33 protein-coding genes are annotated in these 24,582 nt (G+C 58.4%); 21 read left to right on the plus strand and 12 right to left on the minus strand.

Annotated features, from left to right (window positions below; translation table 11 throughout):
- The first annotated feature begins 172 nt into the window (after positions 1-172).
- On the plus strand, positions 173-931 hold the full coding sequence (locus tag BEN49_RS26935) for a GAT domain-containing protein (protein WP_125916832.1): 759 nt from the start codon (positions 173-175) through the stop codon (positions 929-931).
- Positions 932-1,027: 96 nt separating this feature from the next.
- Here BEN49_RS26935 and BEN49_RS12645 read toward each other — a convergent pair whose 3' ends face one another.
- From BEN49_RS12645 to BEN49_RS12655, 4 genes are all read right to left on the minus strand, one after another.
- Entirely contained in the window at positions 1,028-1,300 is a 273-nt protein-coding gene (locus BEN49_RS12645) for a DUF3892 domain-containing protein (protein ID WP_070743954.1), read from the minus strand.
- 11 nt (positions 1,301-1,311) lie between these two features.
- Positions 1,312-1,506, minus strand: a complete 195-nt coding sequence (locus BEN49_RS27970; protein ID WP_125916834.1) for a hypothetical protein — start codon at positions 1,504-1,506, stop codon at positions 1,312-1,314.
- Between the two features lie 61 nt (positions 1,507-1,567).
- The gene (locus tag BEN49_RS12650) at positions 1,568-3,013 is read right to left on the minus strand and encodes a CBASS cGAMP synthase (RefSeq protein WP_070743956.1); all 1,446 of its coding nucleotides are present in this window, start codon (positions 3,011-3,013) and stop codon (positions 1,568-1,570) included.
- A 23-nt stretch (positions 3,014-3,036) separates the two neighbouring features.
- Positions 3,037-4,128: a CBASS cGAMP-activated phospholipase gene (locus BEN49_RS12655; RefSeq protein WP_070743958.1), complete on the minus strand. Its 1,092-nt coding sequence runs from the start codon at positions 4,126-4,128 to the stop codon at positions 3,037-3,039.
- Positions 4,129-4,308: 180 nt separating this feature from the next.
- Between BEN49_RS12655 and BEN49_RS12660 the strand changes: the two genes are divergently transcribed.
- Together BEN49_RS12660 and BEN49_RS25690 are read left to right on the plus strand one after the other, a co-directional pair.
- Entirely contained in the window at positions 4,309-4,662 is a 354-nt protein-coding gene (locus BEN49_RS12660; protein WP_070743960.1) for a helix-turn-helix domain-containing protein, read from the plus strand.
- Positions 4,663-4,691: 29 nt separating this feature from the next.
- Positions 4,692-5,282, plus strand: coding sequence for an ImmA/IrrE family metallo-endopeptidase (locus tag BEN49_RS25690; RefSeq protein WP_083326057.1), 591 nt, complete (start codon positions 4,692-4,694; stop codon positions 5,280-5,282).
- A gap of 82 nt (positions 5,283-5,364) precedes the next feature.
- Here BEN49_RS25690 and BEN49_RS12665 read toward each other — a convergent pair whose 3' ends face one another.
- From BEN49_RS12665 to BEN49_RS12675, 3 genes are all read right to left on the minus strand, one after another.
- Complete coding sequence (locus BEN49_RS12665) at positions 5,365-6,144, minus strand: Fic family protein (protein ID WP_070743962.1); 780 nt, start codon at positions 6,142-6,144, stop codon at positions 5,365-5,367.
- Positions 6,141-6,443: a hypothetical protein gene (locus BEN49_RS12670; protein ID WP_083326062.1), complete on the minus strand. Its 303-nt coding sequence runs from the start codon at positions 6,441-6,443 to the stop codon at positions 6,141-6,143. The genes BEN49_RS12665 and BEN49_RS12670 overlap by 4 nt, the downstream gene beginning before the upstream one ends.
- A 168-nt stretch (positions 6,444-6,611) precedes the next feature.
- The gene (locus BEN49_RS12675) at positions 6,612-7,385 is read right to left on the minus strand and encodes a replication initiation protein (protein WP_083326058.1); all 774 of its coding nucleotides are present in this window, start codon (positions 7,383-7,385) and stop codon (positions 6,612-6,614) included.
- Between the two features lie 192 nt (positions 7,386-7,577).
- On the opposite strand from BEN49_RS12675, the gene BEN49_RS12680 reads away from it, so the two are divergent.
- On the plus strand, positions 7,578-8,321 hold the full coding sequence (locus BEN49_RS12680) for a ParA family protein (protein WP_070743968.1): 744 nt from the start codon (positions 7,578-7,580) through the stop codon (positions 8,319-8,321).
- Positions 8,322-8,335: 14 nt separating this feature from the next.
- On the plus strand, positions 8,336-8,818 hold the full coding sequence (locus BEN49_RS12685) for a hypothetical protein (protein WP_070743970.1): 483 nt from the start codon (positions 8,336-8,338) through the stop codon (positions 8,816-8,818).
- 36 nt (positions 8,819-8,854) lie between these two features.
- On the opposite strand, the gene BEN49_RS26945 is transcribed toward BEN49_RS12685, so the two are convergent.
- Genes BEN49_RS26945 through BEN49_RS12695 form a run of 3 tightly spaced genes read right to left on the minus strand, consistent with a single transcriptional unit; the run spans position 8,855 to position 10,418 of the window.
- Positions 8,855-9,088, minus strand: coding sequence for a hypothetical protein (locus BEN49_RS26945; RefSeq protein WP_125916836.1), 234 nt, complete (start codon positions 9,086-9,088; stop codon positions 8,855-8,857).
- 43 nt (positions 9,089-9,131) lie between these two features.
- Positions 9,132-9,371 (minus strand): hypothetical protein, encoded by a 240-nt coding sequence (locus BEN49_RS12690; RefSeq protein WP_125916838.1) that lies wholly within the window; start codon positions 9,369-9,371, stop codon positions 9,132-9,134.
- A 48-nt stretch (positions 9,372-9,419) separates the two neighbouring features.
- Entirely contained in the window at positions 9,420-10,418 is a 999-nt protein-coding gene (locus BEN49_RS12695; RefSeq protein WP_070744035.1) for a replication initiation protein, read from the minus strand.
- Positions 10,419-11,425: 1,007 nt separating this feature from the next.
- Here BEN49_RS12695 and BEN49_RS29550 point away from each other — a divergent pair.
- The 10 genes from BEN49_RS29550 (at position 11,426) to BEN49_RS12740 (ending at position 18,454) form a co-directional block, all read left to right on the plus strand.
- The gene (locus BEN49_RS29550; protein WP_083326059.1) at positions 11,426-11,935 is read left to right on the plus strand and encodes a MobC family plasmid mobilization relaxosome protein; all 510 of its coding nucleotides are present in this window, start codon (positions 11,426-11,428) and stop codon (positions 11,933-11,935) included.
- Complete coding sequence (locus tag BEN49_RS12700; protein WP_070743973.1) at positions 11,932-13,734, plus strand: relaxase/mobilization nuclease domain-containing protein; 1,803 nt, start codon at positions 11,932-11,934, stop codon at positions 13,732-13,734. Before BEN49_RS29550 ends, BEN49_RS12700 begins: the two co-directional genes overlap by 4 nt.
- Positions 13,735-13,941: 207 nt before the next feature.
- Complete coding sequence (locus BEN49_RS12705) at positions 13,942-14,328, plus strand: hypothetical protein (RefSeq protein ID WP_070743974.1); 387 nt, start codon at positions 13,942-13,944, stop codon at positions 14,326-14,328.
- A 365-nt stretch (positions 14,329-14,693) separates the two neighbouring features.
- Entirely contained in the window at positions 14,694-15,386 is a 693-nt protein-coding gene (locus BEN49_RS12710) for a hypothetical protein (RefSeq protein WP_125916840.1), read from the plus strand.
- A 70-nt stretch (positions 15,387-15,456) separates the two neighbouring features.
- Positions 15,457-15,999: an antitoxin VbhA family protein gene (locus BEN49_RS12715; protein WP_070743977.1), complete on the plus strand. Its 543-nt coding sequence runs from the start codon at positions 15,457-15,459 to the stop codon at positions 15,997-15,999.
- Positions 16,000-16,306: 307 nt separating this feature from the next.
- Entirely contained in the window at positions 16,307-16,579 is a 273-nt protein-coding gene (locus BEN49_RS12720) for a hypothetical protein (RefSeq protein WP_070743978.1), read from the plus strand.
- Positions 16,580-16,669: 90 nt separating this feature from the next.
- Complete coding sequence (locus BEN49_RS12725) at positions 16,670-16,870, plus strand: hypothetical protein (protein ID WP_070743980.1); 201 nt, start codon at positions 16,670-16,672, stop codon at positions 16,868-16,870.
- 14 nt (positions 16,871-16,884) lie between these two features.
- Entirely contained in the window at positions 16,885-17,475 is a 591-nt protein-coding gene (locus tag BEN49_RS12730; RefSeq protein ID WP_158022895.1) for an ATPase, read from the plus strand.
- 4 nt (positions 17,476-17,479) lie between these two features.
- Positions 17,480-17,923 (plus strand): hypothetical protein, encoded by a 444-nt coding sequence (locus BEN49_RS12735; RefSeq protein WP_070743983.1) that lies wholly within the window; start codon positions 17,480-17,482, stop codon positions 17,921-17,923.
- Between the two features lie 42 nt (positions 17,924-17,965).
- On the plus strand, positions 17,966-18,454 hold the full coding sequence (locus tag BEN49_RS12740) for a hypothetical protein (protein WP_070743985.1): 489 nt from the start codon (positions 17,966-17,968) through the stop codon (positions 18,452-18,454).
- Between the two features lie 520 nt (positions 18,455-18,974).
- Here the strand turns inward: BEN49_RS12740 and BEN49_RS12745 are convergent.
- Positions 18,975-19,556: a Crp/Fnr family transcriptional regulator gene (locus tag BEN49_RS12745; RefSeq protein WP_070743987.1), complete on the minus strand. Its 582-nt coding sequence runs from the start codon at positions 19,554-19,556 to the stop codon at positions 18,975-18,977.
- A 230-nt stretch (positions 19,557-19,786) separates the two neighbouring features.
- Between BEN49_RS12745 and BEN49_RS12750 the strand changes: the two genes are divergently transcribed.
- The 6 genes from BEN49_RS12750 to BEN49_RS12775 all read left to right on the plus strand — a co-directional run bounded on the left by BEN49_RS12750 (position 19,787) and on the right by BEN49_RS12775 (position 23,417).
- On the plus strand, positions 19,787-20,233 hold the full coding sequence (locus BEN49_RS12750) for a nuclear transport factor 2 family protein (RefSeq protein ID WP_070743989.1): 447 nt from the start codon (positions 19,787-19,789) through the stop codon (positions 20,231-20,233).
- A 48-nt stretch (positions 20,234-20,281) separates the two neighbouring features.
- A complete protein-coding gene (locus BEN49_RS12755; protein ID WP_070743991.1) occupies positions 20,282-20,875 on the plus strand; it encodes an FMN-dependent NADH-azoreductase in 594 nt (197 codons plus the stop codon).
- Positions 20,876-20,984: 109 nt separating this feature from the next.
- Positions 20,985-21,695 (plus strand): pirin family protein, encoded by a 711-nt coding sequence (locus BEN49_RS12760; protein WP_070743993.1) that lies wholly within the window; start codon positions 20,985-20,987, stop codon positions 21,693-21,695.
- Positions 21,696-21,765: 70 nt separating this feature from the next.
- Positions 21,766-22,152, plus strand: a complete 387-nt coding sequence (locus BEN49_RS12765) for a DoxX family protein (RefSeq protein WP_070743995.1) — start codon at positions 21,766-21,768, stop codon at positions 22,150-22,152.
- 12 nt (positions 22,153-22,164) lie between these two features.
- On the plus strand, positions 22,165-22,500 hold the full coding sequence (locus tag BEN49_RS12770) for a putative quinol monooxygenase (RefSeq protein ID WP_070743997.1): 336 nt from the start codon (positions 22,165-22,167) through the stop codon (positions 22,498-22,500).
- Positions 22,501-22,673: 173 nt separating this feature from the next.
- The gene (locus BEN49_RS12775) at positions 22,674-23,417 is read left to right on the plus strand and encodes an SDR family oxidoreductase (RefSeq protein WP_070743999.1); all 744 of its coding nucleotides are present in this window, start codon (positions 22,674-22,676) and stop codon (positions 23,415-23,417) included.
- Between the two features lie 187 nt (positions 23,418-23,604).
- Here the strand turns inward: BEN49_RS12775 and BEN49_RS12780 are convergent, their stop codons facing one another.
- Complete coding sequence (locus tag BEN49_RS12780) at positions 23,605-24,435, minus strand: NAD-dependent epimerase/dehydratase family protein (RefSeq protein WP_070744001.1); 831 nt, start codon at positions 24,433-24,435, stop codon at positions 23,605-23,607.
- Between the last annotated feature and the right edge of the window lie 147 nt (positions 24,436-24,582).

Here is a 24,582-nt window from a genome sequence, read left to right on the forward strand (position 1 = left end):
AAAATGGTGGATTTTTGGAGAGGCGCGGAGCGGAATGCGTCAGGCGTTGAACGGTTTGCCTCGTTACATCGGTACTGTTGAAACTGCTAAACATCGGATATTTCAATTTCTGGACGCAGACGTTTTGCCTGATAACATGGTCGTAGCTATTGCGCTAGATGACGCTTTTTACTTGGGCGTCTTATCAAGCCGCACCCACGTCGTTTGGGCATTAGCAGCCGGTGGAATTCTCGGTGTTGGTGCCACTCCGCGCTACAATAAGTCGCGCTGCTTCGACCCGTTCCCCTTCCCCGCTGCCACCGAAGTCCAGCAAGTCCGCATCCGCGAGTTGGCCGAAGCCCTCGACATTCACCGCAAGCGCCAGCAATCCCAACACTCCAGCCTCACCCTCACTGACCTCTACAACGTGGTCGAAAAGCTCCGCGCCGGTCTGTCCCTCACTCCTAAAGAGCAAATCACCCACGAAAACGGCTTAGCAACAGTTGTTCTTAGCTTACACCAACAACTCGACGTAGCCGTAGCTGCCGCTTACGGATGGTCTTCGACACTGAGCGACGCCGAAATTCTGACGCATTTGGTGCAATTCAACCAGCAGCGAGCTGCCGAAGAAGCCGCTGGCACCGTGCGCTACTTACGCCCCCTGTATCAGGCTCCCGGTGAGCAGCAAGCCGCGATGGCGCTGCCAGTCAACGCACCGGTGGCCACCGATGTAGCCGCAACAGCCGCCCAGCCGTGGCCGGCCGAGTTGGCGCAGCAGATGTTCGCCGTGCGCAGCATCGTGCAGCAGGCCGGCGGCGAGGCCCTGAGCAGCGCCCAGGTAGCTGCCCGGTTTCGGCGCACCAAGGCCGATAAGGTGAAGCCCTTACTCGACACGCTGGCCATGATGTCATTGGTGCGCCACCTGGAACCGGAAGACACTTATGCGGCCTAACAAGCAGACTGCAATACAGACAATACACTGCGCTTACTCACCATTCTCGGCCATACTACCCCAACTACTACCGCTTCCGTTCTGCCAACTCGTTTATTAGAATTGTGGTAGGCTTAACAGGTTGTCTTTTTGAGTCGAGTCGGGCTCTGTCTTGATATATTCGTTTCCGGCTGCGCTTTTTTGGTAGGTGACGTTGATGGTACGGCCGGCACGCGCAACGTGAAATTGATAGCCTTGCTTCAGATAAGCAATAACTTGAGCCACGGTGTATTGAAAGGTGCCGTTAACATTGGTGCCTTGTACATCGGTGATGTGCTCGTGCGAGCTGTTTACGTTCGGTTTACGGATGTGAGTAATGCGGTTGGCCATGATGAAAAGAACTACGATTTGGTGGAAAAATGATGAAGCGCCCACACCAGGCCGCAGCAGGAAAGCAGCAGCACCACGACGGCACGTGTGTCCTTGTTGAGCGAGCGTAAGAAGCGGAACGCGGAGGTTGAGGTTTGCACCGCTTGGCTGATGGTGCTCGTGATATTCATCAGCTCGTTCCCGGAGGTTGAGATACTTGGGGTCATGCGTTTGTTAAAAAGAGGGTTGAAGCTGTAAAATGGATTTAGAGTGAAGTGAGACGCGGGATTAGCTGTGAAGTCGGTGGTCCACCGCTGGACCTTCCCAGCGGCCTGTAATCTGGTAGAGTTCGTAGAACACCAGCCATTCCGCCAGCCACGGGATGGTTTTGTCGTGCAGGTGGTGCTTGTCCGACCACTGCAAATCGCCGGGATAGTAAAGGCACAAGCTGTTATCAGCCGGGTAGAAATGGGTCAGGGAGTGGTCACGGTACTCGATGCCGGGGTTTAGCACAAATACCTTTGGCGGGCGGCCCGGAGTGCATTCAATTTTGATGCGGTACGTGCCTTCGCCACCCGGCGAGGCCACTTCGCCCCGGCAGCAAAGCGCGTCGCGCGTTGACTGGCAGCGAAACGCCGGGTAATGGCGTTCAACCAATTGCTTCTCCCGGTGAAACACGGCGAACCAGTTCCGCCCCTGCCGAGCCAGCAGGTGAAAGCGCCGGCCGCCATCGAAACGGTGCGGCGGATTGGATACCCGGTCGCGGCCCTGGCTGGCAATGCTAACCGCTGCGGTCGTGGCAGCCCGCCCGCTATTGATAAGGTCGGCGGAAGCGCGCAGCTTGACTTCTTTGGCGTCCACATCCTCATCCAGCCCATCGGGGAAGCGGGGCCCCAAGTGGTGGCGCCAGAGCTTGCTAGCGCTCAACTGGTTTTTTTCGTCGTCCACCGCCTCGTCGGCATCCTCAATTAATTCATCGAGCGCGTCGAAAAAATTGCGTTTCAGTTCGTCAGAATACTTGCCGAACAGGTCGTCTCCGGGTGTGGTGGGCATGGTGCACTTCCATTCGCGCTCTAAATCCGTGCGGATGGCTTTAAGCAGGGCCCGCAAGGCGCAGTCGTCGCGGTCATTGGCCACGAAGTTGCACTCAGCCAGTACCGTCATACACAAACCGCTTGGCATCTTGTGGGCGCACCAGTCGCCCCACGATTTCAAGTACTTCACCAGCCGCACCAGCTGCCCTTTGGCGTCGCGCTGCTTCCGGAACCAGGTGATGAACTCCTTCGGGTCGCTGTCCTCCCACCCCTCGTTTTTAACTGCCAGATGCGGGTGGTCCTCGTCAGCGAGCATATAGTAGACCGGCAGGTCAATGTGGTAATCGGCCTTGTAGGTCACGCGAATGCATTTCTTGCGCCACTGTGCCGGCTCGCTGGTGTGGTCCTTCACGGCCTCGTACACCCACCGTTGCAGCGTGGTGGGCGTTACGTCGGGCTCGCACAGGAAATACACCCCGTCGTCCAGGTCGCAGGTGTCGTCGTGGATGCGGATTACCGTCCCCAGCTTTTGGCTGCCCTGCGTGAAGAATTTCGGCTTGTAAGCGGAGTGATGCTCTTTGAAGTAGTCGGTGATTTTGCGGCGCAGCTCGTTTTTAGAAGTGCTGAGCTTGGTTTTCTTTGCGCTGAGCACGTTGAGGTTCTGGTTGAAGTCCAGAAAAAGTTTGTTGCAGTTGGCCATCTTAAAGGTGTTGTGGGAAGTGATTAGGCGTGGGTTAGAGCGAGGGAGCGAAGGGGCAAACAAGGCGTGAAGGCCGGGACCGGGTCGGTACAGAAATCGTTGATAATTTTCCGGCCCCTGTCCTTGAAGTGGTTGCTGGCCCGCTCTTGCAAATCCGCGAGCTTAACAGGGTCGGTGGTGTCCAAATCGACGTATTCCTGCTCGTTGAGGAAGTTAAACTGTACCCGCTCGTAGAGGAATGCTTGCGGAGACTCGCGGCCCACACCCTGGCTGAGCACCTTGCAGATGTTGTCGGTGTAATCAGCTTGCGCATGGAGCATCATATCCAGAATGCGTTTGCTCTTAACCCAGTGAAATAGGCCCCAGTGACGCTGCTCGCGTGGTTCCGAAAACCGCTTATTGCCAGTGCCGATGGAAAGCAGCTGAATGTTGGCCCACGGCACCGACAAAGCACCGTGCGCTTCCGTGAGGCCAATCAGAGAAGGGTTGTTAGCGAAGACGCCTCCGTCCACGTTGTGACTAATGATAACCTCTTCCTCCGTCTCGTCGGCGAGGTAGCGCGGACTGTATGGGTCGAAATAGGTCGGCGCGGCAGCCGTGGACATGCCGACTTGGTAAGCAGGCATCTGGTAGTCGCGGGTGTATTCGCCGTGGTGGCAGGTTTTGTACACGCTCACTTTGCCTGATACCGCGTTGAAAACCGGAATGCATACCCGTGTCCGGGCGTGGCCTAGCCGGGTGTCGCCGTTAGGGGAGTAAGGCTTAAATTTTTCCTTCAGCAATGCTTCCAGCTTCTTGTTGGAGTACTGAGCGGTGCCCAGGCGCGAAATCCAGTTGCGGCCAGAACCGAAGATGTCTTTGGCGTGGTGCGAGTACAGGTGCACTAGTTCTCGCGCCGGCATTCCCAGGGCCAGCGCCAGAGCAATAATGCCCCCCGTAGAGGTGCCACAGATTAAATCGAAGTGCTGGTAAAGCGAGGTGTGCTCGTTGCCATCCCGTTTTAGCTGCGCTTCCAGGTCCGCCAAGAAGCGGGCGGTGTACAGGCCCCGAATTCCCCCACCGTCAAGGGAAAGGATGCGGAATGGACGTTCGGGTGAAGAAGTGGTAAGGCTCATGTAAAATCAGATTGGTTACTTTGCAGAAAAAGGGGTTGTGCTTGTTTATGCAGACGTAGCGTATGTAATACAGCTTGTGTCTATTGTAAGACACGTCTGTTTCATGAACGCAACACCTCCAAAGATTGTTCCATTGGTGAAACAAAGATTTACTTTGTGCAACAATGTCACTCCCCCATCATGAGCGTACAACTTGACACTGACAAACTTGCCGCGATGGTTAAATCCAAGCGTGCAGGCCGCGGGCTGCGGGCGGTAGCCCACGAGATAGGCGACGTCAGCGCCTCCACTCTCTCGCGCATCGAGCAGGGCTCTGTTCCCGACGTGAACACTTTCTTATTGCTTTGCAACTGGCTGAGCGTGCCCACGGATACCTTCACGATTGCGGATGAAGGAGTGGCAACACCAGAACCTGCTACCGTAGGAAGCGACAAGATTGTCGCGCACTTGCGGGCTGACCGCATTCTGCCAAAAGCCACTGCACAGGCCCTGATAGAAATGATTCAGCTGGCCTACCGACAGGTGAGCCAGTAAGCTATAGGGTACCAAAAACCGATGACCCTGTGGTTGCTAAGCCCAAACTCCCTTATCGTTTCGCCGCAGATGCGGAGCGAAAAGCAGAATCGTTACGCCAAGAACTTGGGCTGGAGCCGCATGAGCCTTTATGTGCATTCAGGCTTTGTGAGCACCTAAATATTAAGGTGGTTGTAGCTGAACAAGTGGAAGGGCTCTCTCCAGATAGCTTGCTAGTTCTAGACCATCCAAGTGGAAAAGGGTGGTCAGCTGTTACCATCCCTTTCCATTCAGCTGAGCAGTCCTCACACCTTATTATTCATAATAGGGCGCACTCGTCAGCTCGCCAGCAAAGCAACGTGATGCATGAAGTAGCGCATATTTTGCGCCGCCATGAGTTATCTGCTATTGACACGGGTAACGGACTCCCCGACTACATGAGGCTTTATCCAGAGGAGCAGGAGATGGAGGCAGACTGCTTGGGATGGACACTGCTATTGCCCCGACCAGCCTTACTTATGGCTTTAGGCAAAGGATGGGACCGAGGAGCTATTATGCAGCACTATAATGTCAGCGCCGAAATGGTCCGGCTTCGCCTGAACAGAACGGGGGTGCTACGTCAGCTTTCCTATCGGCGTTAAATATCAATTAGTTATTGAGTAACACTGGTAATATCAGTAACACTAGTAATATCGGCAATATCGATTGTAGCAGATAATAAAGTTATTTTGATGGCTCAGCAGCAGTGAGTTGGTAATCCAACGATTTGCCATGCTGACCCCGCATGAAGTCAAAGAACACGGTTAAGTCATCCGCGACGCGGCTCTGTTCCAGCGCCGCGAAATAATCCTGCCGGTCTTCGCGGAACACGATGGTCAGCGGCTGGCCGTAATAGCGCTGCACGAAGTTCATCAGCAGCCGGGAGGTGCGCCCGTTGCCATCGTTGAAGGGGTGAATGCTGACTAGGCGCTGATGCGCCTCGAAGGCCAACTCTAGTTGCTCGCGCAGCGTGGTGGCCACCGTCATCCGCTCGCGCAGCTCGCCGGTGAGGGTCGCCACCAGGGCTGGCACCTTTTGGGCGTTGGGGAAGGAGCTGGCCCCGACGATGAACACGTTGCCCCGGCGCAGGTCGCCCTGCGTGGGGTCCACCGTGCCCAGGGCGGTGTTGGTCGGGCGGCCGGTGGACTGCATCACGGCCGCCGCCAGCTCGCGTAGCAGGGCCGGGCCGGGAAGTTGCCGCGCGTCCGCCCGCTGCAAGGCCAGTTCCAGGGCGCGGGCGTGGTCGCCCAGCATGTCGTAGCCGGCCAGCGGCTTGCCCGGTCCCAGGGTGGGAGCTACCCCGAGCAGAAAATCAAACGCTTCCAGCACCGTTACGCGGGAGCCCTCAATCATGGTTGAGTGCGCCGACACCATGACTTGGCTGAGCTGCTGGCTGGTCTGCTGCCGGTCGGCCGGCAACTGCTGCACCTGATAAGTCAATTGCTCAATTTCCGTCCACGTCATGCGGCGTGCCGGAGCGTGGCCGCCCGCAGCGCAGCTGCGTCCACGGTGGCCAGGGGCAGGGGCGCGGTCAGGCCCGCGCCGTAAATCAAATCCGTCGCCCACGCCGCCAGGTCAGCCGCGTAAATCATACGCCGGCCGACCTCGTCTTGGTACTCGGTTTTGCCCGTCATAAATTTCTCCAGACCGGGACGCAGAGCCGCCGGCACGTCGGCCAGCGCCTGGTCAGACAGCGACGGGTTAAGGAGCCCGTTCAGGTAGTCCCGGAGGGCCTGGTAAGCATCTTGGCTGGAAGAAGTCATGAGAATCAGGTAAGACAGGCCGTACACGCAGCAACCAAAAGTAACGATTCCAGCCCGATTTTACCCTATTCCCATCTTGCTTTGGCCAGGTAACATTGGTAACACAAGTAATACCGGTAACATGTGTAATACTGGTAACATCAAGTTGGAAGAAGGTTGCCGGGCCGGTTAGGAAAGCAGCTGCGCATCCGCGCCCGCCGCCGGTGGCAGCACGGGCAGGGCTTGTGACTTTACCGTAAAGGCGAGGTAGAAAACAGCCCGTCCGTGTTTTTCCAAGTGACAGTCAATCCGCAGGTCGGTGGTGGCATTAATCTGCTCGATAGCCGCTTCCAATACGTGCTTGCGAAAAGACGTGAAGCCCCGCTGTTTTTCGTGTCCCTGCTCATCCAATAGGCCCAGAATCTGCTTAAAGTCAGGCATGGTGAAAGTGGGCGTGCGACCCTTGGCTTTGTAGCGGCAGCACAGCGCATAAATCCGCTTGGTGTGCTTGCTCGAAAGCTGTAAAAGCGCCCGCAAACTGGCGGCGGGAATTACGTCGCGCAGTTCGAGTAGGTATGGGATGCCGGTTCGGGCGAGTTTGATTTGCAGCAGGCCCTGTCCCGGCACGGAACGAACCCGGTCAAAAAGGCGCAGCGGCCGGTACTGCTCCTGCTTGCCCCGGATGGTCAGCGGTTGAGCTACCAGCGCCGTGGCTGCGGCCGTCACGTAGTTGTAATTATGCTTTTTGCCCGCCGCTGCGGAAAAACTGCCAAGCCACAACTCCACCGGGCGAGTGGTAGCCCCTTCTTCCAGCGTCGAGAGCAAGTAAAATAGTAAGTCGAGCTGCAAGCCACTGTAGGCAAAGCGGGCTGTAGTCAGGTCGGGTAGCCAGGTGGCGGGCAGTACGCGGGGAGGGGCGGATGCTCGCCGGGCAGCGGGCCGCCGCACGGGATGACGGGGCATGAGGCGGGTTGTGAGAAACGGTGAGCGGAAAGCAACCGGGGGCCAATTTCAACAATCCGCGCAGCTTTTCAATAATGACACACCTGTCATCGGCAATGTTAGTAATACAGGTAACATAAGTAATATAGGTAACACAAGTAACAATGGTACGATAAGTAACACCGGTAACACACCGTTGCCTATATTTGCGGCATGAGCAAAATACTGGCGTTTACGAACCAAAAGGGGGGAGTCGGCAAAACCACGTCCACGGCCAACGTCGGGGCGGGCCTCGCCCGTGCCGGCCAGCGGGTACTGCTGGTGGACTTGGACCCCCAAGCCAACCTGACCAAGGGCTTGGGCCTGGTCGATGCTGAGCAGAACGTGTACGGCGCACTCCTTGGCGAGTACAAGCTCAAAGCCTACCCGCTGCACAGCAACCTGGCTTTGGTTGCCGGCTCGCCGGCTCTCTCAGGCTTCGAGAAGGTAAAGGGCGACGAGCTGGACCGCGAGTTTCTGCTGAAGGAGCTGCTCGAACCCTTGCGCGAGCGGTGCGACTACATTCTGCTGGACTGCCCGCCGGCCTTGGGCCTGGTCACCCTCAACGCTTACGCCTGTGCCCAGGCGCTCTACGTGCCACTGGAAGCCCAGATGTACGCCGCCGATGGCCTGGAAAAAGTATTGGAGTTGGTCAGCCGGGTGCGGCGGCGGTTGAACCCCGACCTATCGGTGGGCGGCATCTTCTTCACCCGCCACGACGGCCGCAAAATATTGCGCCGCGAAACGGCGGAAGAGTTGCGCGAACTGTATCCGGGCCTCGTGCTAACCAGCTTCATCCGCGAGAGCATTGCCTTAGGTGAAGCCCCGCATTTGGGCCAGGACATTTTCACCTATGCCCCGCAGAGCGCCGGGGCCACCGACTATCAGGCGCTGGTAGCCGAGATTCTCACCCGCTAATCCGTTCGCTTCTCATGGCCAAGACCTTCAAAAACCTGCCCCGCCCCAGCGAGTCAACCACGCCCAAGCCCACGTCGGAGCGCGACTTTTTCGACCTCAGCGATGTGCCCGCGTCCGAAGAAAAAGCGGCTGATGAGCCAGAAACGGCACGTAATATCGGTAACATTGGTAATACCAGTAACACGGGTAATATTGATAACACAGCAGAAAAAGCTGAGCCTGTTTCAGCGCCTGCTACTGTCAGTGCCGCACCGGATGGCGTTCGGCAAACATTCGTGCTGAGCCGGGGCCATCTGGAGCAGCTGCGGGATTACGTGCACGCCCGCCGGGTCCAGGGCGACTATACCTACTCGCAGAAACAAGCCCTCCAGGAGGCTTTGGAATTGCTCTTTGCCAGCGCGGCCCCGGCCCCACCACGTCCGGCCCAGGCCCGCGAGCAGGAGCAGCAGCGCCGGCAGCGTATCCAGCAGGGCCGACAGGCCGGAGCCAGCGAGTAGGCTTGGCAGTGCCTGCCATTACCAGGGGAACGCGCCTTACGGATGCACGGAGGTGGGAACGTGCAGCACGGGCGTAACCGCGCTCATCTCTCCAAACACTTGCCCCGCCGCATTCTTTAGCTCCGTGATGTGGCCCAGGTGCCCGACGGAAACCACGGGGCCAAAAAAGAGCGGGCTATTGACAAAGGCGGGTTCGCGCTGCTCGTGCTCCGGCAGGGCAAGGATGGCTTCGGCGAGCTGGCGGAGAGTTAGGACTTTGTTTAACTGCATGAAGTGGGTTTCAATGGCGGTTCAGGTCAAGTGTAATCCGCCGCTAGTTCAGAGGCAGACTGTCCAGCGACATCAACAAAAGCAACTGCGAGAGGGAAGTGACAATGGTGCGCGTCCCGTCGGCGGCCACGATTGCCAGCGGCCAGGTAGGGCAAGGGCAGCGGGTCACGTAGGCATCCATCGCGGCCCACAAGGCTTGCAAGCGCGGCGCGTTCAGCGGCCGCTCGTCCAGCAGTATGAAAAAATGCCCGTAGGCGGCCGTAACGTCGGCCGGGGTAGCCAAGTGTGGGGGAAGGGGCGAAAGCGGTTCCAGGGCCATAATCCGGGCGAATTAGCGGGGTTTTTGCGTGGTACCCTCGAACAGCGGGCCGTTACTGGCTTTTTTGATGCCCAGAATGGTTAGTAGCAGGCCCGACAGGGAGTGCGATTTACCGTGTTTACCGGTTTTCAGGTCGTGGGCAAATTTATTGCAGGCGGCGACGTGCGCCGCGCTGGCCAGGATGCGTTCCACCAGGGCCGGGGTTACAATCCCGAGTTGAGCCAGCAGGCGGCCGGCATTTTCAACCTGATGCACCGCCAGACCGGCGGCCGTCGGTGCACCAGGCAGCAGTTCAAACGGCACCGGCATGGCCACGGCCTGCTTGCTGACGGTGAAGACCAGGTTCTCAAAGCTGCGGCCGTTCTTGTGCAGCCGGTAGCCGATGCGCAGGTCGGTCAGCTCGTTGATTTGCTTGACCGCCACATCGAGCACTTTGGCCTTGAACATGGACACCTCGCTGTACTGTTCGTGCCCTTTGGTATCCGCCAGGCCCAAAATCTGCTTTAGCTCCAGGATGCGAAACTTGGGGGTTTCGGTCTTGTCCTTCCACTGGCTGCAAATCGTGTAGATGCGCTTGGCGTGCTTGCTGGTGAGCAGCAGAGCCGCCTGCAACTCGAAGGAGGTGAAGTTGGCTTGCAGGTCGAACAGGTAAGGGATGGCGGGCTCCGTGAACTCGACGCGCAGCCGGCCGGTGCCCGTCACGTAGTCGATGCGCTTGAACAGCCAGAGCTGCCGGAACACCTCGCGGCCCAGCTCGTCGGTGGTCTCCAACTCGAAGCAGCGGCTGCCCATTGCCTGCGTGGCTTCCCGCAGCTGCTTGTAGTTATACTGCTTGCCGGTCAGCTCGCTCATGGCCTGCACGGAAATCTCGTAAATCGTGTCCGTCTGACTCCGGCGCAGTTGGGAGAGCAGGTAGAAAAATACGTCCAGTTGGGTTTCTGTGTACTCGTAGCGGGCCGTGGTTAGGGCATTGTGCTGGCGGACTTCTAACGGATTTTCAGAGACTTTCACGAGCGGCCAATTGGTGAGCAGCTGCAATATTACACAAACCGAACTAATTTAAAGAACCGTTCTAGAAACAGTGCGCTTTGTCTTATGAAAGGTTCGGGTTTAGCTTATGAAAGGTTCGGTTTAGCTTATGAACAGTTCGCTTTGCCTTATGAAAGGTTCGGTTTATCTTATAAGAAGTTCGGATTACCCCTTTGGGGGCATTGAAAGTCAAATAGTTATGAGCCCTACAAATAAGACAAATAAATCAAATAACACAAGTTGTGTTTCGCGCGAGCAAAAAAAGGCTTTTAGGTCCTGTTGGTTCGGACCTCCCGGCGCGAGGTAAACAAAAAACAAAACGGACCCCAACAAAAGCTTCGCACACAAAGGCGCGGGCGGTTATAAACTATATATTACTAATAATTAAAGGTTTATAACCAGAATTGTTGAGCTTGTACTAGTTAATGCTAATGGTGCTCAATAGGTGGAAACCAGAGGAGTAATCGTACTCATCAACTGCTAAATATAACCTATCGACGACTCCCAAAGAGGGGCGTTTTTCCCTGTAATATTGCCCTTAATCCAAGCAAAAAGCGAGCGATATTTCTCGACCCTGTTTTGTACTATCAGTGTATATTTTCCCGGTACCACTAATAACATAGTATGGGTAACAGCACAACTCCTAGTGCCCGAATTAGTCTTGCTAATCAGGTATGAAAGTGTGAGGATAGTCGCTGTGTTTTGCAATTGCAAAGAGTAAGAATAGCCGATGGATAGTTGCGCAACCCAGTAATAGGGTAACCAAGTAGCTCAGGGATTTTGTCGTTCGGCCCCACTGACCATGATGAAACTATGAGACTCTGAGGAGGCTATACTTTGAAGCGACGAAGAAGTGACTTTGTTGCTTGAGGCAGCATCAGTGGCACCGTGATGCTTTGGTGCTCTGGTGCTTGGTTAGTAAGTTGTAGTTACCTTGTAGCCTAGTAACCAGGAAGCCCCTGACGTATCCCTGATGCCTCCTTTGCCGTATGTTCTTGCGTCAGGGAGCAAGACAGGTTTTGCTAGCGCAAAACGTCTCGCTTTTTGCTCCCGTTGGTCGCAAAAAGAACCGCCTAACGCCTCCGCCAATGCCGACACCAGCCGCAACTGTTAATGAACAGCCCAAACCAAAACGCACGGGTAAGTCCGCTGGTGGGCGTCCGCGCAAGGCCCCGGAGGAAAAGCTAAAGAGCGTGACCACCCACGTTTCGGCAGCCCGTTATGCAGAGTTAGAGGCGGGAGCTGCTGAGGTGCGGCAGCCCATGTCGCAGTATGTGCGCCCCCTGATAGAAGCCGGCGTTGGGCGGCGCAAGCGTCCGTTGATGCAGCTCTCGGTAGAGCAGGATGGGTACCTGCGGCAGCTGGCGGGCCTGGCTAACAACCTCAACCAACTGGCCAAGAAAGCGCACCAAAATGGGTTCGAAGTAGTGGCAAACGAAGTGGCACAGCAGGCGGTAGGAGTTAGCCGGTTGTTGGATTATTTTGGGCAGGCCGTATGATAAGCCGCACGACGATAGGGCGCAGCTTTGCGGGCTTGGTGCGCTACCAGTTCGAAGGGCGGAAGGACTTGCCCAGAGACAAGCAAGCCGAGGTGCTGGCGGCCGTGGGTGTCCGGGCGGATAGTGCCGCGCACATGAGCACCGACTTTAACCGGGGGCGGCAGCTGAACCCCAATTTGGGGCAGGCCGTGTGGCACACGAGTTTGAGCTTTAACCCGGACGACGCGGCCAAACTCGACAGCGCCAAGATGCTAGCTATTGCGGAAGGCTACGTGCAGAAGATGGGGCTTGACAAGACGCAGTATGCCATCATCCGGCACCACGACCAGCCGGATAATCAGCACCTGCATATCCTGGCTAACCGGGTGGGCAATGATGGCAAAACCGTTAACGACGGCCAGAACTTCTACCGCTCGAAGGTGGCGCTCACCGAGCTAATTCAGGAACACGGGCTGACCCCACCGAAGGGCTTGCGGCCCGAGAAGCAACACCCGGCGCAGTTGCATGGTGTGGACCTTACCCGTCACGAGCTGAAAGAGGCGCTGCGCGCGGTGCTGACCACAACCACTGACGGCAAGGACATGCGCCAGCAACTGAGCCAGCAGGCCATCACGTTCCGGTTGTTCCGGACCAAGGAGGGCACACCGACCGGCATCAGCTTTTCTAAGGATGGGCAGACGCTGAAAGGGTCCGAGATTAGCCGCGAATACAGCCTGGCCGGCATCGTGAAGCAGCTCGAAGCCAACCAGGCCACGCGGCAGGCCGAGGTCGCCCGCCAGGAAACGAACCAACGTGCCGCCGAGCAGGCGCGGCAGCAAGCCGCGCTGGATGCTGCTGCCCAGGAACGGCGGCAAGTGGCCGCGCAGCTTGCTGCCCAACGCCAAGAAGCGGAGCGCCAGGCGGCGAAAGTGCCGGAGCTACCGGCTGTAGAACGCAAGTGGCAGGGGGACTACCAAAAATATGCAGCCGACTTAGCCCAACAAAATGCGCCCGTTCAGGCCCGCAACAAGGTTATCGACTCGTATAGCGCCTATTTGCAGCAGCAGCCGAACGAGGAAGGAATCGCCGCCGTGGTGCAGGCCATGAAGGGCGACCCGCGCACGGCGGCGTTAAAAGCCGAGTTAGACCGCCAGGTGGTCGCCCGGGCGACGCACGCGAAACAGTGGGCAGACAGCTACGGCCAGCAAGCGGCGCTGGAAAAGCAGGCAAAAGGCGGCATTTTTGGAAAAAACGCGGCTTCCCGGGAGGCAGAGGAAAAGCTGAAGTTCCTCACCGAAAAGGACCGACCCCTTCCCGGCCTGCTAGAGCCGGCCTTGCTGGCCTTTGCCCGCGCCGCCAAAGCAGCGGACCGACCAAGCCCACCCGTCGGTTTTGACGCCCGCGCCTATTACCAGCCCGAGCAAGCGGGCCTGAGCTTGACGGAGTACGCGGCCAAGCGCGAGGCCGAACGACAGCTGGTGGTGCGCGTGCAGGAGCCGGTAGGCGACAGTCAGGCCGCCGGCCGCGCCGACGCTTTGCAGCGCAGTTTGACGAGTAAAGGAGCTACCGTGTCGGTGAGTGATACCGTTGATGCCCAAGGTAATCGGGTAATTGAGCTAGCCGTGCAGTACAGCGTGCAGCAGCCCCGCCACGAATTGGAAGACATCAGCGTGACCCTGGATTGGGCCGCAGAACGGAAAGGGTACGAGTTGAAAGAGAGCGACACGGACCGGGCGCAGCGTCGGGCCTCCGGCCAGCGGGACGCTCAGCAGCAGCAGAGCCAAACCCCGGGCAAAAGCTTGGATTATGGCGGCCGGTAATGAGCGGCCCCGTCGGCCTAAGAAGCCACCGGAAGGGCGCGAGCGTGGCGTATTTGCGCCGTTGCCTGGCCCGGTGCCGAATACGCGACGCACGGACGATTCAAGGACGGTTAAGACGGGAGAAATAGTTTGAAAATCAAGGCGCTTAAAGTCGATGAAAACGACCTTACAAACCCCTAAAGCAAGGTTTTTGGCGTATCTTGTAGGATGGAACAACCCTTCAAAAAGCCTTCTTTTTGGGCCGAAAACGCCCCGCAGTTTACCCGCTATAATGAGCTGGATACTTTCCTCCGCATGTCCAGTTTCGCGTGGCATGCAGAACTCGCGTGCCGGAAGTGGTTGGACCGGGCGGCGGCTTTCCCGGGGGAACTGAATACGCCCAAAACCACAGCTTGGATGGCTTTGCTGAGCTACGTGAATCCTCCACTCGCTGCCGGCCATCAGTTTGGCATTTCGCCCGACGACGAACCGGACGTGGCTATTCTACGGGCGTACCAACTGCTGATTTCGGGCTTGACCCCCGAGCAGGCTGCGCAACAGATGGAAGATAATCCGTTGCCGGACAACTTAGCCGATTTTCTAGTGCAAGGCTAAGCCGCTTTTTTTGATAAAGAAGTGGCATAGCACCACCGAGACGTAACTGAGGATAAACAGCGAGGCTTGCTTTTCGAGGGGAAGCATTAGGCTACTCAACCCGTCATGGAGGATTTCGGCAGCCGTTGCGGCGAGGAATACCAAGTGCAAAAAAGGCTTCATAAAACGAAGGGTTAACTTGTGAAAGTGCTAAATGTAGCGCCGGCTGGTCGAACGCCAAAACCGGCACGGATTCCAAGACATGTCCGAGAAATAACCTTATGTTGAACGACGAAACCAAAAAACAAAAGGGGGAAAAAGCCGTCCCCCAATCGGCCAAAAGGCCTAGTTTTTTCGACGCGAAACCGGACCCCGCGACAATAAGGATGATAACCCCGCGTGAGCAGTGGACCCCCGCGCAAAAGCGCGCCGACAAACGCGACGAAGACGCCGCCCGTGCGCGGGGATACAGCTATTACCAGCAGGTGCAGGAACTGATACGGACCGGTGACCTCGCGGGAGCCGTGCGCGCCATCAATCCCTTTCCGAGTGGACATAACGGACACTCCCACATCGAAACCGTGCAGGCCGTGGCCACGGCCCAGGTGCAGGCCGGCGAGCTGCTGGCGGCCGTGGCCACGGCGCAGCGGCTGCCTTACGACGACACGAGGGGCGACCTAATCGGAGCCGTCGTCAAGGTGCTGCTGCAACGGGGCGATGTGGCCGGGGCGCAGTGGCTGGCGGCCACCGTAAGCGGATTTCGGTACGTGAGCGTGATGAAGCAGATTGCCGAGGCCCAGCAGCAGGCAGGCGACGGGGAAGCCGCCCGGTACACCCTGGTTCAGGCACGAGAGCGAGCCGAAGGGTTCAGCGAGGGCGACCCGAAAAGCGGCTATTTCCGGTCTTACTACCTGTCCGACATTGCCAAGGCCCAGGTGCAACTAGGCGACGTGGCCGGGGCGACCCATACCGCGCAGCTCATTACCCACCAGGAGGAACGGGGGTGGGCGTTTCGAGCTATCGAGGAGCATACGGCTAACGCGGCCGACACCGCCCGCAGGGACGCCGGCTTAGCCTGACGGCCGCCGTGCGAGGCAATGCCTTGCCCGTGCGGGTACTACCGGTTCATTTTCTTAACCACCTGCTGTTATGCCCAAGACTCATTTTCAGCCTGCCCCGGCTGGTCTTACCCCCGACCAACTGCGCGACTACCAGGAGCGGGAGCGGCACGCCAACAACGCGGTGGCCATCGCGTCGAGTGCCGGCACCGCGCCCAGCCCGGAGAGCCTGGCGCTGATGCAGCGCCACGTAGACGGGGAACTGAGCATCGAGCAAGTAATTGAACTGACTGATGCTATGCTCAAGGCCCGCTACGCGCCGCGTCCGCCGGGCCTGGAAGACCTTGGCGCGATGCTGCAAAGCCCGGGATTTCAGGAAAGATTCGAGGATGTGGTGAGCGGCACCGCCCGCCGCAATAACTCCTATATTGTGTACGTGGACGCGCAGAAACGCACGGTCCGCGAGTACCCGGCCACAGAGGAGATTTTCGAAACCAACGCTGACGGCAAGACCCTGACCCTGCTCTCTATTGGTGGTGTGCCAGCCGATACCGGCCAGCCCGTAGTAGTGGAGGCGACCCCGTATCGTTTTGCCCCCACTGCTTTGCTGCCACATAATACCAGTGGCGAATAGCCCATAAGCCCATGTTATCTGACGACCTACAATTTTTGGAAGACTGTCTAGCGGCCAACGAACTGCTGTTTTGTCGCAGTTGCGCGCAGCAGACCTTACATGCCCATCAGGAAGTAGTAGCGGTTCAGCCGGTGGCCACCGAGTTGCTGATGGAATGCACTCACTGCTACACCGTGCGCCGTTGGCTGGATTGGAACAGTGCCCAACTCACCTACCGCCAACGGGATTGAGTCCGCTAACTGGCACGCCGCTGCCAGGCGCTTGAAAGCAGCCGGGCTATTTGTTTAACAACCCTCATCTTAAAACCATGAGCCGCTTAGCCCACCTCGATAAATTGATTAATGACCCTGATTTTCAGCGGCGCATCCAGACCGAAATCCGCCGAAAAGCAGCGGCCTACAATTCGTCTATTATCTATCGAGACAGGCAGGGGCGAATGCTAGTGGAGTACCCAGGCAGTGGCCAGGTGTACGAACAGAACGCTGCCCAGCAACTGACCTTGCTTTCCTTGCAGGGGCAGTTGGTGAAGGGCGTTACACCCATTGCAAAAACGGAGGCGGACCAAGTGCAAACCACGTAAGAAGTAGGGCGGTAGGGAGAAAGAGCGTTGTTTTTTTGACACGAACCCGGCGGTATCTTTGTTTTAGCAGTGCATTAAAGCTCATTGGTGATGGAATCCGAACTGACCACTTTCCTGACGACGATAGATACTCCAGCGTTTCGCCGCGACAATCTGGCGAAGGTGCGAGCCAAAGCCGCCGCCGCTCAGGCTAGCCCTGGTTCCCTGGTTCTGGCCTCGGTGCCAGTCACTGAATCCGTAGACGTTGCCTTGCCAACGACCCGTTTACAAGCGGTGGTGAGCGGTAAATGAGCCCAGAGAAGCCCGTGCTACACATTTTCGGCGGCCCCAACGGCGCGGGAAAATCGACGCTGTTTGCGCGCTTCCAGGAAACGGCGCAGCAGCCCGTCGAGCAGGTAAACGGCGACGTGCTCCAGCAGCGGTACCCCCAACTGAGCGGGTTTGAAGTCGGGGAAATAACCGCCGCCCGGATTAAGGAGTTGCTGGCGGCGCGGGCCTCCTTTTCGATTGAAAACAACCTGGCCACCGCAGACAACTACAAGCTGATTGCCGGTGCGAAGGCCGCCGGCTACCGCGTCGAACTGGTGTATATCGGTTTGGATTCGGTGCAGGAGTGCCGGTTTCGGGTGCAGCAGCGGGTGAAGGAGGGGGGGCACGACGTGCCCCCGGCCATCATCGAGCACCGCTACTACCAATCCCTTTCCTTGCTCAAACAGCATTACCTCGCCTTTGACCATATCCGACTGGTGGACAATACGGACCGGGCTACGGGCTACCAAACGGCGGCCCTCATTGAAAAGGGAAAGGTGCTCGAAGTGCAGGCGGAGCCGGCCCGTTGGGCAAACGGCGTGGTGCGGCACATTCAGCAGCGGGAGCGGTTCGCGCAGCTGTCCTAGCCCCATGAGCGAACTTTCCAGCATCACGCCCGGTCACATTCAGCAGGCCAAAGCGGCCTTGCAAGCGGCCGGCATTCCGGTCGCGATTGGCCATCAAGCCCTAGACCTGGCCACGGCCTTTTACCACGAAACGCCCCAAGTCAGCCGCACGGACGCCCTGCGCCGGGAGCGCAATCTGATTCAGGACGAGTTGGAAACCGTCAGCAGCCAGTTGCAACAGGAACGCCAGAAGACGCGGCGGCTGGAACAGGAGTTAGAGGCCGCCCTGAACTCGCCGAGAGCCCACCAGAGAAAGGCGTACAATCTGCGTAAGCGGTTGCGGGCCATCCTGGCCGCGCTGCAACACCCCCAAGCGAAAGAGACCACCAAGCTTAAAAACATTGCGAAGTTGGTCGCCGTGGCGTTGAACGGGAACGAGGAGGACCCAGAGCACGATTTGTCGAGTTAGGCGTGTTTAGAAGGAAGACCAACGGTAACCAAGCTATTTCCCATGGATTTCCGCGACGAGGCGATTAAGCACAACTCCTTCATCGCCTATGGCGATGCGCAAGGGCGCCTCTTGCGGGAGTACCCCGTGAGCGGCGAGATTTACGAAGTGTCGCCCGGTCGAACGACGTTAACCCTGCTTTCGGTGCACGGCGTACCCGTCGGTCCCGCCGACCAGGTGGTGAAGCCCATCACCGATACGGCTGAAATCTATATCCAAAACCACTCGGATTCAACCCAAAAGAAAGCGCATTTTGGGTATCTGGTGGACGTTATGGAGTTGGATTTTATCACGCGGGTAGAGTTCGTGCATACCGTCGATACGGGAAGCCCGGCGTACGAGCAGCTGCGGGCCATTGGGCACGAATGCACCTACAGCGACGGAACGGACCCCCGCGCCGGCGTCCTGCAAAACAGCATCGACACCAAAGCCGAATTCATCCAGTTGTGCCGCATCATTGACCCGGCCCTAGCCACCGCAGAAGGCTGGTAACGTGCCACACCGCCAGCAGAAGTAGCGGCACCGTATTGGGTTCGCTCCGTCCTGGAATGGCGAAAGTTCCGCCCAACATCTTATTTGTCGAAGTCCAAAAAGTAGCCCATGAGGGTGTTGTTAAACAAATAGGGCAAAACCTCCGACTTGTCGGCATATCCACGCATCCTCGGTGATTAGTGCTTCGACGGCCAATGTATTGCACAGTTGCGGACAAAGTAATAGTCATAACGTTCGTTTTCGCTGCCCTGTTTCGATTGCGTTAAGGAGCGTGTAAGACTATACGGTTTCGATGCTCTCACGCCGCTTTTGCACCTTATCACGAGCGACCAAGCTACTTGGCCTCGGACTCTGATGTTTTCCCCTATTTGTTTAACAACACCCCATTTGGCAAAAAAGAAGCTTCGGCGGTCTGAGCTTCTTCCAAAAGGGCGGATTTACCAGACCCCGCAAGGCTTTCGCCTTCAACAACTTAAAAATACCACCCTACCCTCTCTTGCCTGACTGGACCACCTCGCGCTTACCCGTGCAGCGAGGTTTTGCGCCGCACCCGGCTCAGCGTTTCGGTGGTCATGCCCAGGTAAGCGGCCACCATGTGCTGGGGAATGCGCTGGGCAAACGCGGGGAATTTCGCCACAAACTCGCGGTACTTTTCCTCTGCCGAAAAGCTGATGGCCGCGTGCAGGCGGTTTTGAGACGCCAGAAAGCTCCGGTGCAGGGTGGCGTTGATGAGTCCGTCAAGCGCGGGAATCTCCTGGCGCAGCCGCGCCAACTCCTCTTTTTTGAACAGCAAAATGGTCGACTCCTCGATGGCGTCGATGTTGTAGCGGGTGGGCTGGCCCGTGGTGAGGCTTTCCTGGTCGCCGGCCCACCAGTTTTCCACCGCAAAATGGAGGATGTGCTCGGCTCCCTTCTCGTCCACCGTGTAGGTGCGCAGGCAGCCGCTGGCGACGAACGCCTGGTAGGGCCACACCTCGCCGGCTTTCACTAAATAGTGGCGCTTGGGCAAGGTCTGGACCACGGTCGCGGCCCGAATGCGCTCGATTTCAAGGGGCGTGAAATCGGCCTTGTTCAACAGGTACTTCTCGAAAACGGCAAACATGGGCACCCTCCTTACGCGTGAAACCAGCCCGCAAATAACCGGCATTTTCCGGAGAGAAACCGCTTTGTAGGTCAGTAGTTACCCGAGGCCTCGGTCGTTCTAGCTGACCAGCCGCGGCTGGCTCAGGAGCGGGCCGAAAGTAACCAGCCGCTTTTTTGACAAATGTCAATGGAAGCCGCTACCACCCGCGCGGACCTTCGCAGTGTTGTTACCAATCCATCATTAACGCCATGCAAACCGCAAACGAAGCCGTTATCCGCGCCGTCTATCAGACCGCCGAAGCCAAAGATATTAAGGGATTTGTCGCCTTGTTCACGCCCGACGGGTATTTCTGGGACGTGTCGGCGGACAAGAAATACGCCGGCGAGCAACTGGGCCTTACCGTCACGGTGTACGCGGACGCCTTCCCGGACATGCACCGGGCCCTCGACCAGGTGTACGTCGCCGACGACGTGGTGGTGGTCGAACTCTTGCTCAACGGCACCCACCAGGGGCCGCTGGCCCTGCCGGCCGGCACGATTCCCGCCACGGGCAAGGCAATTCATACGCCCTGCTGCGACGTTTTTCACCTCGAAAACGGCAAGGTGAAATCCTTCCACTGCTACACCGCCGGGACCATCCTGTTCGGGCAGTTGGGGGTGTTGGGCAACTTGGCGGCCGCTTTTAAGCAATCCTAAACCACCCATTCACTTTCTTTTAGTACCTACGGGCTTTGCCAATCTTATATGAACATCCTGCACGTTATTTCCAGCCCCCGCGCCGCCTCGTACAGCCACCGCCTCAGCAACGGCATCGTGGCGAAGCTACAAACGGCGCATCCCGGCAGCACCGTCCAGGTGCGCGACCTGGTGACGCACCCCTTCCCGCATTTGGAGGAAGCCACCATCCAGTCGTTTCAATCGCCCGCCGAGCAGCGCTCCGCTCCCCAGCGGGAAGCGACCCGCCACTCCGATGAGGTCATCGCCGAACTGCTGGCCGCCGACGTCATCGTCATCGGAGCGCCCCTCTACAATTTCGGCATTTCCTCGAACCTCAAGGCCTGGATTGACCACCTCGTGCGGGCCGGGGTCACGTTCCGCTACGGGGCCAACGGGCCGGAGGGCCTGGTGCCCAACCGGAAAGTGTACGTGGCGATGGCCAGCGGCGGCGTGTATTCGGACGGGTTCATGAAAGCCTACGACTTCGTGTCGCCGTACCTGCAGACCGTGCTCGGCTTCATCGGCCTCACCGACGTGACGGTGGCCCGCGTGGAAGGCACTTCCAACCCCGCCCTGGAGCCCACGGCCCTGGCCACGGCCCTCGACGGCGTACACGTCTAAGCAGCAACCGAGCCGGCGTAGCGGGGCGGACGCAGCCGGCTCCCTACCCCCCATCCGTTCCAGCACCGCGCCGACGCGGAAAATTTCCAGTAACTCCATCTCCACTCACATGGCCTCCACCCTGTTTCATCCCGCCGCTACCCGCCACCACGCCAACCTGGGCTGGCTCGATGCCTACCGCAGCTTTAACGCGGGCGGGGCGTACGACGCCAACCGGCAGGCGTTTGGCGCGCTGCAAATCCTCAACGACGACACCGTGGCCGGGGGGCGGGGCTTCGGGATGCACGCGCATCAGAACATGGAAATCCTCACCTTCCCCCTGGCCGGGGCCATTGCCCACGAGGATTCGCTCGGCAACCACGGCGTGATTCGGACCGGCGAAGTGCAAGTGATGAGCGCGGGTTCCGGCATCGCCCACAGCGAAAAAAACCACAGCCCGCACGAGGCGGCCCACTTCCTGCAAATCTGGATTGCCACCGACCAGACGGGGGCGGCCCCGCGCTACGACCAGCAAGCCTACGCGCCCACCCCCAACGGTCTCGTGCAAGTGGCTTCGCCCGAGGAAGGCCTGGCCGGGGTGCAGCTGCGGCAGCGGGCGTGGCTCCACCTCGGTACGCTCACGCCGGGCGGCTCCACGACCTACGTCATCAAACGGCCGGGCAACGGCGTGTACGCCCTGGTGCTGGCCGGCGAAGTGGACATCGATGGCCGGCAGTTGGCGGCCTACGACGGGCTGGGCACCTGGGACACGGCTCATCTCACGGTGAAGGCCCTCAGCCCGGCGCGGGTGCTGCTGATTGACGTGCCCATGCGCGCCTGAGGGCGAACTAACCAAGGCGCACCATTCCCTTCTTTTAAAATTCACACGCTCTTTTAAAATTCACATTCTTATGTCTCCTTCTGTTCGTAACATCGTCGCTTGGGTACTGCAAGTGCTGCTCGGCTTGGCTTTTATTGCCTCCGGCTTCAAAAAATTCACCGACCTGGCCGGTACCCTGGCCATGTTCAGCGGCATCGGGCTGCCCGGCACCCTGGCGTACGTCGTGGCCGGGGCCGAAGTGCTAGGCGGCATCGGGCTGCTGGTGCCGCGCTTCACCCGCCCCGCCGCGCTGGGGCTACTGGTCGTCATGCTCGGCGCGGTGGTAATGCACGCCACCAAAATTCCCGGCGGACTGGCCAACGGCGTGCCGGCGCTGGTGCTGCTGGTGTTGCTAGCGGTGGTATTCTGGCTGCGTCAGCGCGGCCCGCGGCGTTGCGCAACCGTTCACAAGCACTAACTCATTGTAATCATGAAATTAAATCAGTCAACGCCCGCACTGTTGGTAAAAACTACCTATCAGGTAAACCCTGGGGATGCTGAAGCATTCAAAAACATTACCCAACGCATGGCCGAGGATGCGCGGCAGCGAGAAGGAAACGCCTTTCTCCTCGCCGCACAGGACGTAAGCAATCCAGCAATTTTTCACCTCACCGAAGGGTGGGAAAATCAACAGGCAATTGACAAGCACGTCGCCAACGAAGATTTTCAGCGGGTGCTGGCGGAGGCAATGCAGCTCCGTATCGAGTCGCGTTCCGTGACCGTCTTTGAGGTTAGCCGAAGCTACGACGTTAACCTGCCTGCGTAATTGCCAGGCAGGCAGCACTAGGCAAGCAGGATATTTTCTGCTGCACCAGCCACCAGGCCTGGCTGCGTCTATTGCCAGATAAGGCAGCGCCATCGTGTAAATGCTTGCCAAAAAGCATGTAAGTAGCAGCAGCCCATCCTGGTGGTTGCACCAACCCACATCACTCACGCAACATGAATTTCTCGAAAAAAAATGTCGTCATCACGGGCGGCAGCACTGGAATCGGGTTTGCCACCGCGCAAGCCTTTCTCGATGCCGGTGCCAACGTTTGGATAACTGGCCGGAGCGAAGGCAACCTGCAGGCCGCCGCAACAAAGCTCAATAGCCCTAACCTAAAAACGATTGCGGCCGATACCTCCAGTCTAGCCGGCGTAACCGAGTTGGAAAAAGCGGTGGCGGGGAGCATAAAAACCGTCCACGTGCTGCTGCTGAACGCGGGCATCGGGGTTTTTGCGCCGATTGAACACATGACCGAAGCCGACTTCGATGCCCAGTTCAACACCAACGTGAAAGGGAATTACTTCACGTTGCAGAAACTGATGCCTTATCTGGCCGAAGGGTCGGCGGTGGTGTTCACTTCTTCGGCGGCGGCCACCGCCGCCAATCTCAACACGAGCGTGTATGCGGCGACCAAAGGCGCGTTGAACAAGATTGCGCAAATAGCGGCAAACGAACTGGCAGCCAAAAAAATACGCGTCAACATTGTCAGTCCTGGGCCCGTTGCAACGGACGGTTTGCTAAGCGTGATACCCCAAGAAGCATTGGGTCATATAGCCGCAACGACGGCGCTGCAACGATTGGCGCAACCGGAAGAGGTGGCCAAAACAATCCTGTTTCTGGCTTCGGATGATGCCAGCTACATCACGGGAACAGAGCTGCTTGTTGACGGAGGCTATGCCACTTATGCGTATAAATAAGCTCCACGTCAACCTTTAAGGGGGCAGCACAAGCGTAAGAACAAAAATTCCCGTTAGGGCAGTTGCGCGAGTGGTCGAACAGGCAGGCGCTCGTGCTGACTGAGTGCACGAAACAACGAATCACGGCTGGCCATAAAAGGATGCGGGTTTGAGTGGGCGGTCGGTCGGATGACTCTTGTGCTACCCCTTACATAATCTTCTCCTGCGCGGCCTGGTACACCGTCCGGACGACGGGCTCGAAGCCGAGGCTGCGCGCCAGGGAAGCGTCGCTCATCAGGTACCAGGGGTTGGCCAGCGGCTCGGCCGAGGCGTCCAGGGGTTTGCCCACCAGCTGCGCCAGCTCGTAGATGGTGGTCGGGGCATCGTCGGCGATGTTCACGATGCGGCCGTCCAGCTTGCCGGTCAGGGCCAACTGCATCCCCGTGGCGATGTCGCGGTGGTGGATGGTGCTCATGCGCATGGCGGGGTGCCACTTGCCCGCTACCGCGTACTTGGGCAAGTCTTCGAGGTGGCCGTCGCCGTCGCCGTACACGAAAGGAAACCGCAGCACGACCCAGTTGAGGCCGCTTTCGCGCACTTCCTTCTCCGCCGCCACCTTGCTGGCCGGGTAGGCCTGCGGCGGCGTCACGGCATCCGCTTCCCGGCCGGGGTGCCCCTGGTCGTTGCGGTACACGTTGGAGGTGCTGGCCATGATGAAGCGGGCCGTGGGCGCGTGGGCTTTTACGGCCGCCAGGAGGCCGCGCGTGCCCTCCAGGTTGCTCTTCCAAATCAGGTCCGTGTCCGGCGTGCGGAACACCGCCGCCAGGTGAATAACGGTAGAAACATCCTGCACCGCTTCGGCCAGCGCGGCCGGGTTGAACAAGTCGCCCACCACGGCCGGCACGCCGGCCGGCGCATCCTTGGCGTGGCGCACCAGGATGCGGCAGTTGTGGCCGGCTTCGATAAGCCGCGGGAGCAGACGGGCTCCCACCAGGCCGGTTACGCCGGTCAGCAGTATTTTTTCGGGTTGGGTGCTCATTTTGTGCGTTGGTTTAATTGTGCGCACAAAGTTCGGCGGCCCGGCCGGCCGTAGTGCTGGACGAAACCCGGTAAGGTCAGGACAAATCCCGCGAGAAGGGTTGTTGTTCAGCAAACAGGGCAAAACCGCTGATTCAAGCCGGTACAG

Origin of the sequence: Hymenobacter coccineus, from assembly GCF_001816125.1 — a bacterium.
Taxonomy (GTDB): domain Bacteria; phylum Bacteroidota; class Bacteroidia; order Cytophagales; family Hymenobacteraceae; genus Hymenobacter; species Hymenobacter coccineus.